Origin of the sequence: Chitinophaga dinghuensis, from assembly GCF_003259435.1 — a bacterium.
In the GTDB taxonomy this organism is placed as follows: Bacteria; Bacteroidota; Bacteroidia; order Chitinophagales; family Chitinophagaceae; genus Chitinophaga; species Chitinophaga dinghuensis.
In genome coordinates this window covers 350,266-370,030 of sequence record NZ_QLMA01000003.1, presented here as the reverse complement: position 1 = coordinate 370,030, position 19,765 = coordinate 350,266, and the positions used below count along the sequence as shown (strand labels likewise).

The window sequence follows — 19,765 nt, the reverse complement described above, 5'->3', positions numbered from 1 at the left end:
TCTAAAGTTGAATCTGGTGAACTTATTTCTTCGGTGCAGCTCCTGCCGGAGGCATGCCAATCATTATCTTCCCGCTGTCGCGCAGACGTTGGAAGCCTTCTGTAATTACCTTTTCGCCTGCATCTACTCCATCCATGATCACGACCTGGTCGCGCATTTTTGGTCCGAGATGTACTTTACGCTGGATTGCAATGCTATCTTTTGCCACGAATACAAAGTATTCGCCCATTTGCTCTGTGAGGGCTTTAGTAGGGATGATGAGACGCTGGCCCGACTGCTGATTCAGTACATTCAATACTGCGCTCATACCTGCAATCAGTTTATTTTCCGGGTTGGCAAATTCTACGCGAACCTTGATAGTGGCTGTCTGATTATCGATACCACGGTCAATCGCGAGAATATGACCAGCATGCGGATAATTGGCGCCATCTGGCAGCGTGAGGCGGAAAGTACTATCGCCGGCCGGTTTGGTTTGCATCTCCGCGAAGCGGGACACATCGGATTCATTTACTACAAAGTCTACCGCAATTGGATTTTCACTGGAAATGGTATTCAACAGAGTGGTACCAGGACTCACCTGAGCGCCCAGTTTCACTTGAGAGATGCCGATGCGACCAGTAAAAGGCGCTTTGATCAGAGAGTAATCGAGATCAGTACGGGCAGCAAGCAGGACTGCCTGTGCAGCAGCCAGTTGGCTACGGGAGGTTTCCAGGGCCGCTTCTGCATTATCGAGGATCTGACGGGCTACGGCGTCCTGTTCTGCCAGGCGTTTGTAGCGGTCATCATCTTTTTTTGCTTTGTTGTAGTTGGCCTGAGCGCTGGCAACGCCAGCTTCTGCCTGACGGAAGGCCGCCTCATATTTACGACGATCTATTTCATATAGGGGCTTGCCTTTCTGTACCACTTCTCCTTCTTTGAAAAAGAGACCGGTGATAAAACCAGCTACCTGTGAGCGCAGTTCTACCTGGTTCAGTGCCACCACTGAAGACGGGTATTTATCGTAATAAACGGCTGGCGCCACGGTAGCCTCCGTGATACTCACCGATGTTGGCGGCATTGCAGGAGCGCCTTTCTGACCAGGGCCCTTGCAGGCAGAAAAGGCCAGTATGCCAGCAGCGCTTAAAAAGACAAGGTGATTCATTTTTTTCATATCCGTTCCGGTTACCATTTAATAATTTACTGTTAAGGTTCCTAATGCTTTCTGCAAGTCTATCTTACTGCTCAGTACCTGGTACATGGCATTATAGTAGCTGAGTTGCGCAGTACGCAGTTCTGTTTCTGAGATCAGTACATCCAGGTAGGTTTTGATACCTTCCTTGTATTGCAGTTGCAGCATATTATATACATCCTGTGCCATCGCCACATTCTCTTTCAGCGTCAGATAGTCATTCAGGTTACTCCTGTACGCAGCCATTGCCTGTGTATACTGGGTATTGACCGCATTATTCAGCGTTTCGAAGTCCCATTTATTACGTTCCAGTTGCAGCTCGGCCATTCTGATATTATGGACGCGTTTTCCGCCCTGGAAAATGGGGAGCGACAATTTGATGCCCATCAGGGAGTTCGGATAATTGTTGCTGTATAGTTGTCCGAAGCTCTGGTTCTGCCATGCGAAGGCATAGTTAACAAATGCAGATACAGAAGGGAGATAGCCCCACTTGTTGTATTTCACATTTGCCTCCAGCAGGCTTTCCTGAGTTTTCAGCAACTGGTACTCAATCCTGTTGTGAGGGTCCGCTACTACGGCTGTATCGCTGTTATTCACTTCCGCGACCATTTTAGTGGTATCGCTGGACACAGGGATATCTCCAATATTGGCAGGATACCCCATCAGGTTCTTGAGGTATGCTTGTTTGGCATTCAGCAATTCCTGGGCAGACTTACGTTGTGCTTTGGCATTGTTTAGGGAGATGGTAGCCCGTTTGGAATCTGTTTTATCCACCACACCGCTCTGGTATTGGTTTACAGCATCTTTCAGACTACGTTCCAGTCGCACAATATCTTCTGACAGCACATTAATCTGTTGTTGGGTCAGCAGCACGTCATAGTATGCTTTACTAACATCTGCCACCACATCAATTTTGTTACGGGTAGTGGTCTGTTTGATCTGTTTTCGTACATCCTTTGCCGTATTGGTAGCAAGGAGGAGGTCGCGGGTAAACAGGTTCTGGTTCAGTGTAAAGGTAGCAGCGGAGTTATTGGCCACGCCTACTTTGGTAGGATTCCCACCGAAGATAGACGTAGGTAATTCCAGGTAATGCTGCAAGTTGGCGTCCAGCTGTACTTGTGGGTACCAATCGGCCAGTTTACTTTTTACACTGCGATCCGTAATTGCTTCATCGATAACGGACTGGTGAATCACCGGCTGATGCTCCAATGCATATCGGATACAATCCTGCAGGGAGGCGGTAGTTGGCAGAGAGTCCGTAGGTTGCTGTGCGTGAAGTTGGCCGGAAAACGTTACTCCGCACGACACAGCTAACAGGTAAAATGCTCTTTTCATAAAAGGCTTTTGACATTCAGTTCTTCTTTGTTCCAATCGCAGACAATAAGGGAGATAACGTATATGTATATACGCAGATACATAGTGTTAGCCAGATTATCGTCCAAGTATGTTGCCCCTTTCAGGCACAACAAAATTAATTTTAGTGCATAGTATTGCTAATGCAGTGCAGCCGCAGGTAACAGGTAGGTATTCAGGTAAAACGAATTTGTAGTGGGTAACAGTAGGTCCACTGTTGCTCAGGTTATTTCAAACGAGGCGCTAAGATAATATTCTAAAAAGAAAAATCCACCCATATGGGTGGATTTTAACAATTAGGTGAAAAACGGGGCCGATCATCCTTGATTACGACCGCTAAAAATATGTTTTTCTGCATGATAGGAAGATCTTACTAACGGGCCAGCCTCTACGTAGTCGAGACCCATTTGATATCCTATTTCGCGCAGTTCTGCAAATTCATCGGGATGTACGAAGCGTACTACGGGCAGATGTTTTGGAGTTGGTTGCAGATATTGGCCGAGTGTTACTACATCGCAACCATTATCGTACAGGTCCTGCATTGCCTGAACTACTTCTTCTTTTGTTTCGCCGAGGCCCAGCATGATACCGGATTTGGTACGCATACCGCCTTCTTTCAGGCGACGGATTACTTCCAGGCTACGGTGATATTTCGCCTGGATACGTACTTGTTTGGTGAGGCGTTCTACGGTTTCCAGGTTATGGGAAACGATTTCAGGAGCCACATCAATGATACGTTGGAGATTTTCCCATTGACCGCGGAAGTCAGGGATGAGTGTTTCCATGGTGGTGTCTGGGTTCAGGGCGCGTACGGCTTTAATGGTATTTGCCCAGATGATGGAACCGCCATCTTTCAGTTCATCGCGGTCTACGGAGGTGATAACGGCATGCTTTACCTTCATCAGGTAGATAGCTTCCGCTACGCGTTGTGGTTCATCGTGATCAACGGGGTCCGGACGGCCGGTAGCTACAGCACAGAAGCCGCAACTGCGGGTACAGATATTTCCCAGGATCATGAAAGTAGCAGTGCCGGCGCCCCAGCATTCGCCCATATTAGGGCAGTTGCCGCTTTCGCAGATGGTATGTAATTTATGGGTATCTACGAGGTTTCTAACCTGTTTGTAGTTCTCGCCTATTGGTAACTTTACACGCAGCCATTCGGGCTTTTTCACTCTTGCGGTGGCCGGTTCGGCAGCTATTACGGGTAATTCTTGCATCGCTTACTCCTTTCTTTAGGAAAACAAAGGTAATAACTTATCTCTTATTCCAGCGCTTACCAAATTGAAGGCCTACATATGCATTGAAAATGAACTGTTTATTACCTTCATTTATCATAATAGGTATCTTTTTGGTATACATTTCAGCATTCACCCCGCACTCCAGTGCGCTCACTACTTCATTGAAATGGGCCCAGTCGAATCGCATACCCAGTTTAGCATGTAAACCAGGAACCACACTCACTTCGCTCCAGCCTTTACCAAAGCCGCCACCGCCAGTAACGGCGTACTGGTCCAGGAAGGCATCTTTATAGGGGCCGTTGGGATCATACTTTATTTCCTTGATCTGGTCGTTGCCTACATTCACGCTCAGGTAATATGGTTTGAGGAGGCCGATGGAAATACCACCATAATAGATGGCGCTTACTTCCACACCGTTCTTATTCGCTTTACCTCCAATCAGGTAACGCTGACCTATGCCCAATTTTACCGGATAGAAATTATTTTGCTTGCCATACACATAAGGACGGGAGGCAATACCCATATCAGTAGGGGCATAGCCTTGTTGCTTATACTCTTTCAGGCTCTTTTTTTCAGAGAATTCAAACTGGAAATAGTTAACTACCTTCCGGCTCTTACGATATCCCAGCTCAAAAAAACCGCTCCAGCCGTCTGTATTGAGGCGGCCGCCCAGCGAGAAATCGCGCTGGAAAACATTCTCTCCTTCTTCCTGTTCCTTGAATACTTTTATGCGTTTCAGCTTTCGCTGCTCTTTTTCTGACTTAGCAGTGGTTCTGGAAGGATTTCCCGAAGACGTGGACTGGGCGCTTAAAGACCCGCTGATAGCTGAAATAAGGATGATCAAGTATATTTTTTTCACAGTAATTGGGCTGTTGATATATTATTAAAACGCTTGGATAAAGGTATTGTTATGTTATGAATATTAAAAATACACTTATTTTATGGTTTGATCACAATCTGTAACTTGCAATAAAATCAAAACATTTACCATGCAAACAGCTGAAATTATATACCAGGGAGAATTGCGCACAGTGGCTACTCACCTCCAGTCAGGTACTGTCATTGAAACCGATGCGCCAATTGACAACAAAGGACTTGGCCAAAAGTTCTCTCCGACGGACCTCGTGGCTACCGCTCTTGGTTCCTGCATGCTCACGATCATGGGTATCAAGGCAAGAGATAACGAGTGGAAAATTGAAGGCACCAAAGTGAGCATCAAGAAAATCATGGGTACGGACCCTCGCCGCATCGTAGGTATAGACGTGACTTTTGATATGCCTGCCGGCCATGGACTGGGAGAAAAGGAAAGAACCATCCTGGAAAGAGCGGCCCATACTTGTCCGGTAGCTTACAGTATCCATCCGGATATCGCACAGAATGTAGTATTCAACTGGTAATGCCGATCTTGCGAAACAGTAACCTTTTTTCAGGCGCCGCCTGAAAGAAAGGTTACTGTTTTTCAATACAACATAGCCGGCTAAGTAACCGTATCTCCCCACTGCCTACACTGCAATTCCTTCCTTCATCATCAATCTGGCGCCTACTGCGCATTGCAGGCATTTCTTTTCATTACAGTAGTATTTTTTCAAATGTAATAACCCCTGGGATTCGAGTGCATTGTGTGGATATATTCCAATTTTCTTCCATTCTTTCATCACCTTATTATCTTCTGCGGGCAGCTGCAACAGCCATTCCAGGGCCAGTTGCCGCCGATACCATGAGTGACATACCTTACCATAAAAAAACAGCAATGGGAGTATGGCATTGATAATAATACTGTTTACTCCTTGTTTGCCAATAGTGGCCGTGGCAGGCTTTTCGCTGCTACTTAAGCGATAATGTGTCTGCCAATACGGAGATGGCGCTACGAAAAAGATTTCCTGTAAACCGGAGAGAGTAGTCATATCCAGCAGGGTTGCAAATAAGCGGGGATAATGATGCAGTAATGTGGCCAGTTGGGCGATGCGCATCGCCGGAAAGCTGGAAGGCCTTATCCGCAGCCATTTCCAGACAGATCCCGGGAGGGGCGTCAGCTGATGTTTATGTGCCAGCCAGGTATACTGCCGCTGTAATTCCTGCGTATAGGCATCCGGATTATCGCAGGCAAGCATGCCTGCTTGTCCGAATAGCAATGCTTCTGTCAGTACCAGATCATGGCGGTAACGCAGCAACAATTTCCACGGGAGAGACTGGGCCAGTTGTAACATGGGCGCCGTGTTCTGGGAAAGTCCGAAAGCCTCTGCCAGCACAAGGTAACAGACTTCATCCCAGTTAAACCTGGATTGCAGCAGCCATTGTTGCCATTGTTCCATTTTCAGTTCCCAGCGATCTGCCAGCAGTCGCTCTTCCCAGGCCATCCAATGCAGAGGAGGCACCCTGGAAGCCAGGCCGGCACAGGGAATAAAGTCGGCATTATTCTTCAACGCCGAGTAATGCCGTAACATCAGTTTGGAAACATGTTGCTGCAATTCCAGACAGGGAGCGGGAAAAGGTTTGTTTTCCTTATCATCCAGGAATACGACATGCAAAATGATATTAGCATATTTTGGATTATGATGATGGAAATGCCGGTACCAGTCGGAGCTGCGTACATGCAATTCTACATTTCCGACCCATCGGGTAGTACCGATATGGATGCTGGCATGCGAAAAGTCGGGTCCATCATGATGATTATAGATACCGGGGCAGAGGACCCTGACAGGATCTCCATTTGTGGTAAATAATGCTTGCTGACGGAACAGCCGGTGCTGCCAGATAAAATGAAGTAGCTCCTCTGGGAGCAAAGGGTTAACAGGCATACAGATATGGTTGGTTAATACGAAAATATGTCAGAAAATGGAGGGAAACGTGTCTCCCTAAAAAAAAATTTCAGCGCAGTATTTGGAAAATTGATGAAACTGCCTTTACCTTTGCACCCAGTTCTTACACATCACTTATCCAGAAAGGCGGAGGGTCTGGCCCAATGATGCCTTAGCAACCTTTCCTGATTGATCATCAGGAAAAAGGTGCTAATTCCTGCTCTTGACTATGTCGGGAGAAAGATAAGTTGGCAGAGATTAATCTTCACCTGATAAATATATTTGAAAGGCTCTTCCAACACCAGGAAGAGCTTTTTTTTGCTCTCTCCCACCCCCTCATGGATTTGTGGTTGTTTAAGTTGATTTTTAATGATAAAGTTGCAGAATATATTTCCTTATTCTGACATCATTAAAACAGTTCTGACAATGAAAACAGCAACACAACTGATTCACAGCATTCCGGTAGACGAACTGACAGGTGCGATTTCCGTACCTATCTATCAAACGTCCACGTTTGTGCAGGAATCACCAGGCATTAACAAAGGTTTCGAATTTTCCAGGGCCAACAACCCTACGAGGAAAGTATTGGAAGACCTGATCTGCAACCTCGAAGAAGGTTATGCAGGTTTCGCCTTTGCCAGTGGCATGTCTGCCATTGATGCTGTTTTAAAATTACTCAAAACCGGCGACGAAATTATGGCTGTGGAAGACACCTATGGTGGCATCTTCCAGATATTCAACCATATGTTCGAACGCTTTGGCATCAAAGTGAATTTTGTAGACACCAGCAACATGGATAAAGTGTTGGCAGCTATCACGCCCAAAACACGCGTCATCTGGCTGGAATCCCCTACCAATCCCACTTTGCGCATTACAGACATCAAGTCTGTCAGCAAAATTGCCAAACAACATAATATCCTCCTGGTGGTAGATAATACCTTCAGCACTCCGCTGTTGCAACAACCGCTCACACTAGGCGCCGATATCGTGATTCACAGCGCTTCCAAATACCTCGCCGGACATTGCGATGTCATTGCAGGACTGGTAGTCGCCAATTCCAAAGCACTCGCTGACCAGATCAGATACAACCAGAATATTTCCGGAAGTATCCTCAGCCCCTTCGAAGCATGGCTCACCATCAGAGGCATCGAAACGCTTGCACTCCGACTGGAAAAACAATGCGCCAACGCTACTGCTGTGGCCAACTGGCTCAGCACACATCCTGCGATAGACAAAGTGTATTATCCTGGGCTCGCCACCCATAAAAATCACCACATCGCACGTAAACAACAAAAGAACTACGGCGGACTCGTTAGCTTCTCTCTGAAAAGCGATAACATCAAAAATGCAATCCGCATCGTAAACGCTACCAAGCTGTTTAAACTCGCGGAAAGCTTCGGCGGCGTAAAAAGCATGCTGGCCCATCCGGCCACTATGACACATCGCAACATACCGGAAGACTTCCGGAAAAAAACAGGTCTGCAGGACTCCACCATTCGCCTCTCCCTAGGAATCGAAGACGCGGAGGACCTCATCAACGACCTTAAACAGGCACTGGACAGATTAAACTCTCCTGCCGGAAAGCAAATAACTGTTTTACAATAAAAAGGCGGTACAGATAGCTGCAAAGCTGATTGATGACCGCAACAAGTTTGAAAAAAGTATGGAAAACAAGATCATCAATTTGGGTATTTTCGGATTCGGCTGTGTAGGACAAGGATTGTACGAAGTTTTGAACAGAACAAAAGGTATTAATGCAAGAATTAAAAAAATCTGCATTAAAGACCCTAACAAAGCAAGACCAATCGACAGCAGTTACTTTACTACTGATAAAAATGAAATCCTCGAAGATCCTACCATTGACGTGGTTGTGGAACTCATCAACGAAACAGATGCAGCATTCGAAATCGTTAGCACTGCATTACGTAATGGTAAAGCTGTAGTTAGCGCCAGCAAACGTATGATTGCTGAAAACATGGCTTCTCTGTACCAACTGCAATCTGAAAACAGAGTACCTTTCCTCTACGAAGCATCCAGCTGCGCCAGTATTCCTATCATCCGTAACCTGGAAGAATACTATGATAATGACCTGCTGAACGCTGTAGAAGGGATCTGCAACGGATCTACCAACTATATACTCACAAAAATATTTGAAGAAAATCTCAGCTTCGAAACTGCACTTCAACAAGCGCAAGATCTCGGATTCGCTGAAACTGATCCTACCCTCGACATCGAAGGTTTCGATCCGAAATTCAAAATCGTTATCCTCCTCCTGCACGCTTTCGGTACTTTCGTAAAACCGGAAGAAGTGTTCAACTTCGGTATTCATCACCTGAACGATTTCGATATCGAATTCGCCAAATCCCGCAACTGTACCATCAAACTGATTGGTCACTGTCGCCGTAATAACGGTAATGTACACGCTTTCGTACTGCCACATCTCGTGAAAGAACATAATCTGCTCTATGATGTGTACAACGAATACAACGGTATCTTACTGGAAAGTGCTTTCACCGATAAACAATTCTTTGTAGGTAAAGGCGCAGGTGGTACCGCCACTGGTAGCGCAGTACTCTCCGATATCTCTGCACTGCTGTATAACTACCGCTACGAGTATAAAAAAATCAAACAAAATAATCAGCCTGCTTTCAGCAACGATGTTAAATTGAAAGTATACCTCCGCTACAAATCTCCTGATCAGGTGGATCTGACCGAGTTTTTCAATATCTCTGAAAAATATGAGTCTTCTACTTATCGCTATGTAGTAGGTACCATCAATCTACAGAAACTGAAAGATGCACAGTGGCTGAAAAATAAAGATGTGAATCTGCTGGTACTGGAATAGTATTGTCAGGATTCAGTATAAGGAAAACAAATCGATCAAACACCAACCGTAATGCATTTTCCGCAGTGCGGAACCAACCATCGGCGGCGCAGTTCTCTGCGCCGTATTTTTTTGCTCGCAGGGCAGCATAAGCTCTTTTGGGTACTTGCCCGATAATTTTTTCGCTCGCAGAGCAGCATAGGCAGCAAAGCAGCAATGAAGTTTGTTGGATAATTGCGATGGGGTTTCTCGCAAAGGGCAAAGGAGTATGTTTTGTTGTTTAGTTAAGCCCGCAATTGCTCTCTTGGGTACTTGCCCGCTAATATTTTTGCTCGCAGAGCAGCATAGGCAGCAAAGCAGCAATGAAGTTTGTTGGATAGTTGCGATGGGGTTTCTCGCAAAGCGCAAATGCTCTCTTGGGTACTTGCCCGATAATTTTTTCGCTCGCAGAGCAGCACAGGCAGCAAAGCAGCAATGAAGTTTGTTGGATAGTTGCGATGGGGTTTCTCGCAAAGGGCGCAAAGGGCAAAGGAGTATGTTTTGTTGTTTGGTTAAGCCCGCAATTGCTCTCTTGGGTACTTGTCTTCAAATACTTTAGCGCAAATTGATGTAGTGAGATAGTAGATATGTCTTTGCGAGCTAAAACAAAACACAATCAAACAACACAGCATAATCCTTTGCCCTTTGCGACCTTTGCGAGAAACCAACAAACGCAATCTTATGCTGCTTTGCTGCTGCTCTCCTGGGTACTTGTCTTCAAATACTTTAGCGCAAATTGATTTAGTGAGATAGTACATATGTCTTTGCGAGCTAAAACAAAACACAATCAAACAACACAGCATAATCCTTTGCCCTTTGCGCCCTTTGCGAGAAACCAGCAAACGTAATCTTATGCTGCTTTGCTGCTTATGCTGCTTTGCTGCTTATGCTGCTTTGCGTGAAATGAAACAGCGCCGAAGGCGCCCTCGCGGGAAACCAGCAAACGCAATCTTATGCTGCTTTGCTGCTTTTGCTGCTCTGCGAGCAAAGCCGCCGAAGGCGCCCTCGCGGGATTTAGCTAAGCATCGAATTTCTCCAGCTCCTCTACTACTCTGCTCACAGGCAAGCCCATTACATTGTAGAAACAACCTTCGATTTTATCGATAGCTACTGCACCGATCCATTCCTGGATAGCATAGGCGCCTGCCTTATCATAAGGTTTGTAGTTATCTACATAATAGGCTATTTGTTCCTGTGTCAGCGGATTAAAGAAGACGCCCGTTTCTTTGGAAAAGGCCACTTCTTTCTCATTTCTACGTATAACCACACCCGTTATTACGAGATGTTCACGGCCGCTGAGGGCAGTGAGGATGCGGATAGCATCTTCTCTGTCTTTGGGTTTGCCGATGATAGTATTATCCAATACAACTACCGTATCCGCAGCTACTACGATTTCCTCTGGTGAAGAGATGGCTTGTATGACGGCAGCTTTTTGTCTGGCGATAAAAACCGGTACTTCCGGGATAGGCATCGTGGCAGGGAAAGATTCATCCGTATCTGCCACTTTAATGACAAAAGGAATGCCTGCCTGTTCCATCAGTTGTTTCCGGCGGGGCGATTGTGATGCCAGAATTACCGGCGAGCCTGTATACATTTATAGTAATATTTTTAGAGTAATATTTTGAAAAAGATCATGGATAAGATGCCTGTCAGCATAACGAGTTTGACCATAGAGCTGACTTTATGATAATCTGCTGCGGTAGTGGCTTTCTTCAGTTGAAGGTAAACATATACCAGTGGCGCCTGAACAAAAAGTACCAGGTAACCGATCGCCATAAACCAGCCAAACAGTCCCACTCTGATTTCGACCATTACCACCGTAATCATTAAAATCAACAGCAGGGAATTACAAAGACGCTTTGCAGGCAATACGCCCCAGATAATAGGAATGGTCTGGCAGCCGTCTTTACTATCGCCGATCATATCTTCCAGGTCTTTTACAATTTCCCGGACCATAGATATAATGAAAGCAAATAGGGCATAAACACCGATGATCTGAATGAGTTTTCTACCAACCGGCGACATGATCGCCTCGAAGCTATGGTAAATCTGCTTTTCGTAGAAACCAACGACTACAACTGAGAGGGCCGTGAGCAGAGAGATAACTACATTCCCGATCAATACCTGTCTTTTAAAAGAAGTACTGTAGAACCACAGTAACAGGGAACATATTACTTGCGTAAAGCCCAGGTAGATCTGTCCGGTTTTCCAGGCCACGATAAAGCCTAAAGACACACCCGCCATATTCAAAATGGTATGCCAGGCCATCGCCCAGCGGCGACTAATGACCTTATCCAATACCATTTTATCTGGCTTATTTATAATATCGATGTTGATATCAAAATAATCGTTAATAATATAACCTGCAGCAGCTACGAATACGGTAGACAGGCATAGTAGGACGAACTGAGGTACCGACAGGGAGGGTTCTTCCCCAACACTTGCAAGTACAGGCGCTACTACACAATACTGCAGCAGGAACTGGGTAAGTGCGATATAGAGCAGATTGGGATATCTTACCAGTTTAAAAAATGCAGCCCAGCGTTTCATGGGATAAGTAATTAATAATTGTAGTGAGATATACAGCTATTTGGATGCAATTCCTTCATCCAGCAGCCAGTGGCCGTTCAGTTTGAGCACCTTTTCCATAATATCCCTTACACAGCCTTGTCCGCCACCCAGCGGGGATACATACCTGGAGATGCTTTTGATCTCTGGCGCTGCATCGGCAGGGCAGGTAGCCAAACCCACCAGCTGCATAGGCGCATAGTCAGGAATATCATCGCCCATATAGAGGATTTCATCCCAACGGAGATCATGTTCAAATACGTAGTCTTGCAGTTTTTCTTTTTTATCCAGCACACCTACATATATATTTTTAATGCCGAGGCCCTGGAGGCGACTTACCACACTTTCAGACTTTCCGCCTGAAATGATGACCACGCGATAACCTTTTTTCACAGCCAGTTGCATGGCATAGCCATCTTTAATATTCATTTTGCGGGACATTTCCCCACCTGGTAATAACTGAAGCGTACCGTCCGTGAGTACGCCATCTACATCCAGCACAAATGTAGTTACCGGTTTAAAAAGCGATAATATATTCATAGTTGGCGGCGAAATTACGAATTATGGATTAGACTGTTATTTGCTGGCTTTGTCATGGAAATTGTAAATACTGTCTGACAATACGCTATATACCAACTGGAGGTATTCGTCTCCCGCCAGGAGGTTGCGGTGTAATTCCATGGTAGCCTCGTCCTGACGAAGGGCAGGGCCGGTTTGCACTGATTCCGGCGGGAATTTCTCCAACCGGTCGAAGGTTTCCCTGATAATAGGTTGCAGCAAAGTGAAGTCGAGGTTCTCTTTATCGCAGTATGCTTTAGCCCTGGCGATGAGATGATTGGTAAAGTTATTACAGAGGACCGCCGTCAGGTGGTATTGGAGTCGCTGGTGAGAGTCTGTCACCGCAATTCGGGAGGCAATACTCTGCGCGAGGGCTTGTAGTCTCTTTAAAACATCTTCATTACTCGCCTCCAGCATGATGGGTATTGGCGGGTAATTCTTCAGTTCCTTTCTGATAGATTGCAATGGGTAGATGACCCCGATATTAGTAGATATACGGGAGATAGCACTCAACGGGACTGCACCGGCAGTATGAGCTACCATCCGGCGTCCCAGGCGCAACTCTTCATTTAATATGGGATAGGCACTATCGGATACGGCGAGGAGGTACATGTCTGCCTCCATATTTATATCCATCAGATCCGTCGTATAGGGAGCATGGAGCAGGTCACCCAGCTCAGCCGCATTGGCCTGATTACGGCCTACAATCTGTAACACCTGATGACCATGCAGCTTGAGCATATGTCCGAAGCAATGAGCAATGTTTCCGGTACCAACTATTACAATATCCATTAATATTAATTTATTTGATGGTAGATAAACAGGGATTCAGACCGCCAATATACAGCGTTTGCGCCGGTACCCGTTTTTTTCATTACATTACAACTGATTTTAAAGCAATCGCGTACCTTATTTTTTATTTTCAAGGTACTTTTATATACTTGCAGAATTCGTATACCTATTATTTTACGAAATTTTGCGTATTTAGCAGCATATTAAAGAAGCATACATGGCAAAAAATTTAGTTATAGTTGAGTCCCCAGCAAAGGCCAAAACCATTGAAAAGATTCTGGGAAAGGACTTTGAAGTCAAATCCTGCTTTGGTCACATACGTGACCTGGAGAAGGATGACATGGGCATTGACATCGATAATAACTTCAAGCCTAAATATGTAATACCGGAAGATAAGGAAAAGGTTGTAAAAGACCTGAAGAAGCTGGCCAAAGATACCGATGAGGTATGGTTAGCAACGGATGAGGACCGTGAAGGGGAAGCCATTTCATGGCATTTGTGCGAGGTATTGGGCCTCGATCCGAAAAGTACCAAACGTATTGTTTTCCATGAAATCACCAAGCCTGCCATTGAAAATGCCGTTCAACATCCGCGTATGCTGGATATGGACCGTGTCAATGCACAGCAGGCCCGTCGTATACTGGATCGTATAGTAGGTTTTGAATTATCTCCTGTTCTCTGGCGCAAAATGAGTATGCGTAACTCTTTGTCTGCCGGACGTGTACAGTCTGTTGCTGTTCGGTTGATTGTAGAGCGGGAAAGAGAGATCAATGGTTTCTCTGCTGTCAGTACATTTAAGGTAGAAGCCTGGTTTACCGGTAAAGATATCAATGGCAAAAGTATTTCCTTTAAGGCGGAAGGTCCGAATAAATTCAAGACTGCAGAGGATGCTGAGAAGTTCCTGCAACAGTGTGTAGGCGCGGCTTACACCGTAAAGGATATCCAGGTAAAACCAGGGAAGAAATCTCCCGCAGCTCCTTTCACTACTTCTACTCTCCAACAGGAAGCCAGCCGCAAACTGGGTTACAGCGTTTCTAAAACCATGCTGCTCGCGCAGAAGTTGTATGAAAGCGGTAACATCACCTATATGCGTACTGACTCCGTAAACCTCTCTGATACAGCGCTGGCAGATATCCAGAAAGCGATCACTGGTAACTATGGAGAGAAATACCACCAGCATAGAAAATTCAAGAATAAGAATGAGTCGGCCCAGGAAGCGCACGAGGCCATCCGTCCTACTTACATGGAAAACACCACTGTAAACGATGCGGATGCCCGTAAGCTGTATGAACTGATCTGGAAGCGTACGATCGCCAGCCAGATGGCAGATGCAGAGCTGGAGAAGACCATTGCCAAAATTGATATTTCCACCAATCATGAAGAGCTGACAGCCAGCGGAGAGGTGCTGAAATTCGATGGCTTCTTGAAAATATATATGGAAGGCCATGACGATGAAGATGTAAATGAAGATGACAGCCAGGAAGGTTCTCTGCCTCCATTGTCTGTGAAACAGTCACTGGACCTGAAGGAGATGAAAGCTACAGAGCGTTTCTCCCGTCCTGCGCCAAGATATACTGAGGCCAGTCTCGTTAAAAAGCTGGAAGAACTGGGTATTGGTCGTCCGTCTACCTATGCTCCAACTATTACTACTATTCAGAAACGTGGATATGTAGAAAAGAGAGATAAAGAAGGTGTGAAAAGAGATTTCCGCATTCTGAGTCTGAAAGCGGATAAGATCACCAAGCAGACAGAAAGCGAGAACACCGGCGCTGAAAAGTCCAAGTTGTTCCCTACCGATCTGGGTATGATTGTAACAGATTTCCTCAATCAATACTTCAATTCCGTAATGGATTATGGCTTTACCGCTAAAATTGAAGGGGAATTTGACGAAATCGCTCATGGCCGTAAGGTTTGGAATAAAATGCTGGCAGAATTCTACCAGCCTTTCCATCAGGATGTAGAAAACACTCTGGAAAAAGCCGAGCGCGTAAAAGGGGAACGTCAGTTGGGAGTGGAAGAGTCGACCGGTAAGCCTATCGTAGCCCGTATGGGAAGATATGGCCCGATGATTCAGATTGGTCAGGCGGAAGATGAAGAGAAACCACGTTTCGCGAAACTGAAACCGACACAAAGCATTGAGACTATTTCCCTGGAAGAGGCTATGGAGTTATTCCGTTTACCTCGTAACCTCGGACAATTCGAAGATTCCGATGTGATCATTAATATTGGTCGCTTTGGACCATATGCACAGCACGACAAGAAATTCTATTCCCTGAAGAAGGAAATGGACCCATACACCGTGGAACTGGATGAAGTTGCCCCACTGATCGTGGAAAAACGTACTGCGAAAGACGAGCGTACTATCAAAGTATTTGAGAAAGAGAAAATTCAGATTCTGAAAGGCCCTTACGGACCTTATATTAAGCAGGGACTGAAGAACTTCAAGATTCCTAAAGAAAGGATAGACCAGGCCGCAGACATTACCGTGGAGGAAGCCAAGGCGATTATTGAAGAAGCCAAAGCTAATCCGCCGAAGAAGAAAGCTCCGCCAAGGAAGAAAAAGGCTTAATCACAGCCATTTTCATGGAACTGGCGAGGGGATTGACCATTGTTACACAGTCGACATGCACGAAAACAGAGAAATAAACGCTTTGTTCCACCTGTTGGATGATCCGGATCAGGAAGTATTTGATACCGTTGCCAGCAAGATATTGCTGTATGGTAAAGAAATTATTCCGAACCTGGAGAACCTGTGGGAGAATACAATTGACGAATCTATACAGGAACGAATAGAGTTGCTCATTCATCGTGTGCACTATCAGGATTTGCAGGTCGCATTACGAGATTGGAGCCTATCTGAGGCACAGGACCTTTTGCAGGGAGCTATTCTCACTGCCAGATATCAGTTTCCTGATCTGGCAGCAGGACAGGTAAACAGTGAAATAGAACGTATTAAGCGAAATATTTGGCTGGAGCTGAACAACTATCTTACTCCACTGGAGCAGATAAACGTGCTCAACAGCATGATTTATAACTACTTTGGTTTAAAGGGAGAGGAAATCTCTTACCAGCGTAAGAATCAGTTTTTCATTAACCAGGTCATAGAATCCAAGAAAGGTAATCCATTCACAAATGGAATCATATACCAGGCGCTCTGTAATATGCTGGATTTACCGGTTTATGCGGTGAATATACCGCGGCAGTTTATCCTCGCCTATTTCGACACCTTTGTGGACTTTTCAGAGCCTATAGAGCCGGATGATTACCGGATACTGTTCTTTATAGATCCTATACAGGGCCAGATTTATACTCAACAGGATGTGGATACCTATTTAAAGCGGGTTTCTGTACCATCGATGCCGTCTTTCTTCAAGCCGCAATCTAATAAGCGGATTATCCAGTTATTGCTGGAAGAGCTTTCCAAGTGTTTCCGGGAAGATAAAGACGCCTACAGGCAGGATGAATTGACGAATCTGTGCAGTTTACTGGACGATTAATTGTAATAGCAGATATATAAAAAAGACCGGGTCTACTGAGTAGACCCGGTCTTTTTTTGCGACGTTGCGACTTTCATAAAATTAAAAAGCTCACCGCGTGGCGATGAGCTTCTCAATTTCTTGCAAGAAAGATATTATCAATAAATAATCTCTTACTTAGCAGCTGGAGCCTGAGCAGCAGCAGAATCAGCAGCAGCGTGAACAGTAGTATCAACGTGAGCAGCGCTATCAGCAACAACTGGAGCAACTGGCTGAGCAGCCATAGTGTCAACAGTAGTAGCAGTAGAGTCAGTGTTAGCAGATTTACCGCCATTGCAAGCTACGAAGAACATACCAGCAGCGATTGCGAATACAAATACTTTTTTCATCTTGTGTTGTTTATAGTTTGTTAAAACCGGCGCAAAGGTATAGAATAATTTCAAATTACAAAATATTTATACCCACAACTTGATAATTATTTCTTTCTGAAGAAAATCTTCACTGGTACACCACGGAAGTCAAAATGGCTACGGATCTGGTTTTCCAGGTAGTTTCTGTAAGGCGCTTTCACATCGTCCGGCAGGTTACAGAAGAACGCAAACGCAGGCGTATGCGTAGGCAGCTGGGTAACATATTTGATTCGGATAGGAATACCGCGTACCACAGGAGGATGATATGCTTCAATTGCTTTCAGCATCACATCATTCAGTTTAGAAGTCTGAATTTTGCGGGTACGGTTTTCATAAACTTCCAGCGCTGCTTCAATGGCTTTGAAAATACGTTGTTTTTCTGTTACGCTGGTGAAGATGATAGGTACGTCAGAGAATGGAGCCAGGCGATTTTTGAGTTCTTTCTCATAGTCGCGTGCCGTATTGGTGGATTTCTCCATGAGGTCCCATTTGTTGACCAGTACCACTACGCCTTTCCCTTTTCTGGCAGCGAGACTGAAGATGTTCAGGTCTTGCGCAGTGATACCTTTTTCGGCATCGAGGAGGAGCATAACTACGTCTGCTTCATCCAGGGCTTTGATAGCGCGGATAACAGAATAGAATTCCAGGTCTTCCTGCACTTTCGTTTTACGGCGGATACCGGCCGTATCGATGAGCATGAATTCTTTCTGGAACATGTTATAGTGGGTGTGGATGGTATCGCGGGTGGTACCAGCGATATCAGACACGATATTACGTTCTTCACCGATCAGGGCATTCAGCAGGGAAGATTTTCCTACGTTAGGCTGACCGATGATCGCAATTTTAGGGATGTTTGTTTCCATAGAGGCCTCGCCCATATCGTCTGTGATATGACTTACCACCTCATCCAGGAGTTCGCCGGTACCGCTACCTGTCATAGAAGAAAGGAAGAAGATATGTTCGAAGCCGAGGCTGTAAAACTCTGTAGCTTCGAGGGCGCGTTGTTGGTTGTCTACTTTATTTACTACGAGGTAAACAGGTTTGGAGCTACGACGCAGCAGGTCTGCTACTTCTGAGTCCAGGTCGGTGATACCAGTAGTACAATCTGTCAGGAAGAGGAGGAGATTTGCTTCCTGCATAGCGATTTTCACTTGTTTGCGAATTTCGCGTTCAAAAACATCATCGCTGCCGGCAACGAATCCACCGGTATCGATTACGTTGAAGGTTTTTCCATTCCAATCAGCCACACCATATTGGCGGTCGCGGGTTACGCCGCTCTGATCATCCACAATCGCCTTGCGTTGTTCCAGCAGGCGGTTAAACAATGTTGATTTACCCACGTTTGGGCGACCAACGATGGCAATAGTAAATCCAGCCATGATAATCTCTTTTAGTAATTAATTGATTGTCGTAATCACCTGTATCTCTACGGAGTGGAGACCAGGAATTTATTAATCAGTACCCGTATTCTTTCAGGAAGGTGTCATTATCGCGCCATTTTCCTCTTACTTTCACAAACAGTTCAAGGAATACTTTACGTTCGATAAATTTCTCTATATCCTGACGGGCTCTTGTTCCCAGCTCACGGATAGATTTTCCTTTTTCACCAAGGATGATTGCTTTCTGTGATTCTCTGGTAACAATTATTTCGGCAGTAATTTTTGTGAGTGTTTCCTTTTCCTGGAACTGTGTCACGATTACTGTAGTATGATAAGGAATTTCCTCTTCGAATAACTGGAAGATTTTTTCACGCACCATTTCTGCTACGAAAAAGCGTGTAGACTTATCCGTTAGTGTATCTTCCGGATAGAATGGGTTTGCTTCCGGGAGGAGGTTCACGATTTCCGCCATGAGGTTTTTCACATTTTTGCCTTGTTTGGCAGAGATGGGAACGACTACTTTGGCTTTGCCCCATTCCTCGCATTTTTTCACGAGAGCATCTACGTCTTCCTGGAGGAGGTTATCCATTTTATTGATGACGAGGATGGTAGGAACCTTTAATTTAAGGGAGCTGAAGAGTTCGAGGTTTTCTTCCAGGTTATCTTTAGCGTCCATGATGAGGAGAGCGACGTCTGCATCTTCGAGGGCAGACTTCACGGCGCCCATCATTTTTTCATGGAGTTTATATTTAGGATCGATGATTCCGGGAGTATCGGAAAAAACGATTTGGTATCCAGGTTCGGTAAGAACGCCGGTAATACGATGCCTGGTGGTTTGCACCTTAGGTGAAATAATAGCCAGTTTCTCGCCGATGATAGCGTTTAACAGTGTGCTTTTTCCCGCATTGGGCTTACCGAAAATGTTTACAAAACCTGCTTTATGCATCATATCCCTGTTTAGTTGTGTGTTGTTTCCTGTAGCAGCGCAAAGGAGTAAGGTGTAATCTTACTCAAATATCCATCAAAAATTCTTGTTGTCGATATTGTATTCCCGGAAAAATCCGGTTCAATCTGCTTTGTATCTACGCCGCTGTGTATATATATGCGAGAAAAACGCTGTATGAACTCCCTGCAAATAAAAAAAGCCGAATTTCTTCGGCTC

17 protein-coding genes and 1 riboswitch are annotated in these 19,765 nt (G+C 45.3%); of the genes, 5 read left to right on the top strand and 12 right to left on the bottom strand.

Annotated features, from left to right (window positions below; genetic code table 11):
* Positions 1-22: 22 nt before the first annotated feature.
* From CLV59_RS10615 to CLV59_RS10600, 4 genes are all read right to left on the bottom strand, one after another.
* Positions 23-1,150, bottom strand: a complete 1,128-nt coding sequence (locus CLV59_RS10615; RefSeq protein WP_111592332.1) for an efflux RND transporter periplasmic adaptor subunit — start codon at positions 1,148-1,150, stop codon at positions 23-25.
* A gap of 18 nt (positions 1,151-1,168) precedes the next feature.
* Complete coding sequence (locus CLV59_RS10610; protein WP_111592005.1) at positions 1,169-2,503, bottom strand: TolC family protein; 1,335 nt, start codon at positions 2,501-2,503, stop codon at positions 1,169-1,171.
* Between the two features lie 335 nt (positions 2,504-2,838).
* Positions 2,839-3,738 (bottom strand): lipoyl synthase, encoded by a 900-nt coding sequence (gene lipA / locus CLV59_RS10605; protein ID WP_111592004.1) that lies wholly within the window; start codon positions 3,736-3,738, stop codon positions 2,839-2,841.
* A gap of 37 nt (positions 3,739-3,775) precedes the next feature.
* Positions 3,776-4,618 carry a hypothetical protein gene (locus tag CLV59_RS10600; RefSeq protein ID WP_146616161.1) on the bottom strand — a complete coding sequence of 281 codons (843 nt, stop codon included), beginning with the start codon at positions 4,616-4,618 and terminating at the stop codon, positions 3,776-3,778.
* Between the two features lie 130 nt (positions 4,619-4,748).
* Here CLV59_RS10600 and CLV59_RS10595 point away from each other — a divergent pair, with 130 nt between their 5' ends.
* Entirely contained in the window at positions 4,749-5,156 is a 408-nt protein-coding gene (locus tag CLV59_RS10595) for an OsmC family protein (protein WP_111592002.1), read from the top strand.
* Positions 5,157-5,261: 105 nt separating this feature from the next.
* On the opposite strand, the gene CLV59_RS10590 is transcribed toward CLV59_RS10595, so the two are convergent.
* Positions 5,262-6,557, bottom strand: a complete 1,296-nt coding sequence (locus CLV59_RS10590) for a DUF2851 family protein (RefSeq protein ID WP_111592001.1) — start codon at positions 6,555-6,557, stop codon at positions 5,262-5,264.
* Positions 6,558-6,689: 132 nt separating this feature from the next.
* Positions 6,690-6,807, top strand: a riboswitch (SAM riboswitch).
* Between the two features lie 176 nt (positions 6,808-6,983).
* Here CLV59_RS10590 and CLV59_RS10585 point away from each other — a divergent pair.
* Both CLV59_RS10585 and CLV59_RS10580 read left to right on the top strand, forming a co-directional pair.
* Positions 6,984-8,162, top strand: coding sequence for a trans-sulfuration enzyme family protein (locus CLV59_RS10585; protein ID WP_111592000.1), 1,179 nt, complete (start codon positions 6,984-6,986; stop codon positions 8,160-8,162).
* Between the two features lie 58 nt (positions 8,163-8,220).
* A complete protein-coding gene (locus tag CLV59_RS10580) occupies positions 8,221-9,402 on the top strand; it encodes a homoserine dehydrogenase (protein WP_111591999.1) in 1,182 nt (393 codons plus the stop codon).
* 1,036 nt (positions 9,403-10,438) lie between these two features.
* Here CLV59_RS10580 and CLV59_RS10570 read toward each other — a convergent pair.
* Genes CLV59_RS10570 through CLV59_RS10555 form a run of 4 tightly spaced genes read right to left on the bottom strand, consistent with a single transcriptional unit; the run spans position 10,439 to position 13,338 of the window.
* Complete coding sequence (locus CLV59_RS10570) at positions 10,439-11,014, bottom strand: Maf family nucleotide pyrophosphatase (RefSeq protein WP_111591997.1); 576 nt, start codon at positions 11,012-11,014, stop codon at positions 10,439-10,441.
* A 14-nt stretch (positions 11,015-11,028) separates the two neighbouring features.
* Positions 11,029-11,970: a geranylgeranylglycerol-phosphate geranylgeranyltransferase gene (locus tag CLV59_RS10565; protein WP_111591996.1), complete on the bottom strand. Its 942-nt coding sequence runs from the start codon at positions 11,968-11,970 to the stop codon at positions 11,029-11,031.
* Between the two features lie 36 nt (positions 11,971-12,006).
* Entirely contained in the window at positions 12,007-12,528 is a 522-nt protein-coding gene (locus CLV59_RS10560; RefSeq protein ID WP_111591995.1) for a KdsC family phosphatase, read from the bottom strand.
* A 36-nt stretch (positions 12,529-12,564) separates the two neighbouring features.
* Positions 12,565-13,338, bottom strand: a complete 774-nt coding sequence (locus CLV59_RS10555; protein WP_111591994.1) for a Rossmann-like and DUF2520 domain-containing protein — start codon at positions 13,336-13,338, stop codon at positions 12,565-12,567.
* A 217-nt stretch (positions 13,339-13,555) separates the two neighbouring features.
* On the opposite strand from CLV59_RS10555, the gene topA reads away from it, so the two are divergent.
* Positions 13,556-15,907: a type I DNA topoisomerase gene (gene topA / locus CLV59_RS10545; RefSeq protein WP_111591992.1), complete on the top strand. Its 2,352-nt coding sequence runs from the start codon at positions 13,556-13,558 to the stop codon at positions 15,905-15,907.
* A 55-nt stretch (positions 15,908-15,962) separates the two neighbouring features.
* Positions 15,963-16,835, top strand: coding sequence for a transglutaminase-like domain-containing protein (locus CLV59_RS10540; RefSeq protein WP_111591991.1), 873 nt, complete (start codon positions 15,963-15,965; stop codon positions 16,833-16,835).
* A gap of 152 nt (positions 16,836-16,987) precedes the next feature.
* On the opposite strand, the gene CLV59_RS10535 is transcribed toward CLV59_RS10540, so the two are convergent.
* From CLV59_RS10535 to era, 3 genes are all read right to left on the bottom strand, one after another.
* A complete protein-coding gene (locus CLV59_RS10535) occupies positions 16,988-17,203 on the bottom strand; it encodes a hypothetical protein (protein ID WP_111591990.1) in 216 nt (71 codons plus the stop codon).
* An 86-nt stretch (positions 17,204-17,289) separates the two neighbouring features.
* Positions 17,290-18,603 (bottom strand): ribosome biogenesis GTPase Der, encoded by a 1,314-nt coding sequence (gene der, locus CLV59_RS10530; protein ID WP_111591989.1) that lies wholly within the window; start codon positions 18,601-18,603, stop codon positions 17,290-17,292.
* A gap of 76 nt (positions 18,604-18,679) precedes the next feature.
* Positions 18,680-19,552, bottom strand: a complete 873-nt coding sequence (era, locus tag CLV59_RS10525) for a GTPase Era (protein WP_111591988.1) — start codon at positions 19,550-19,552, stop codon at positions 18,680-18,682.
* Positions 19,553-19,765: the final 213 nt, after the last annotated feature.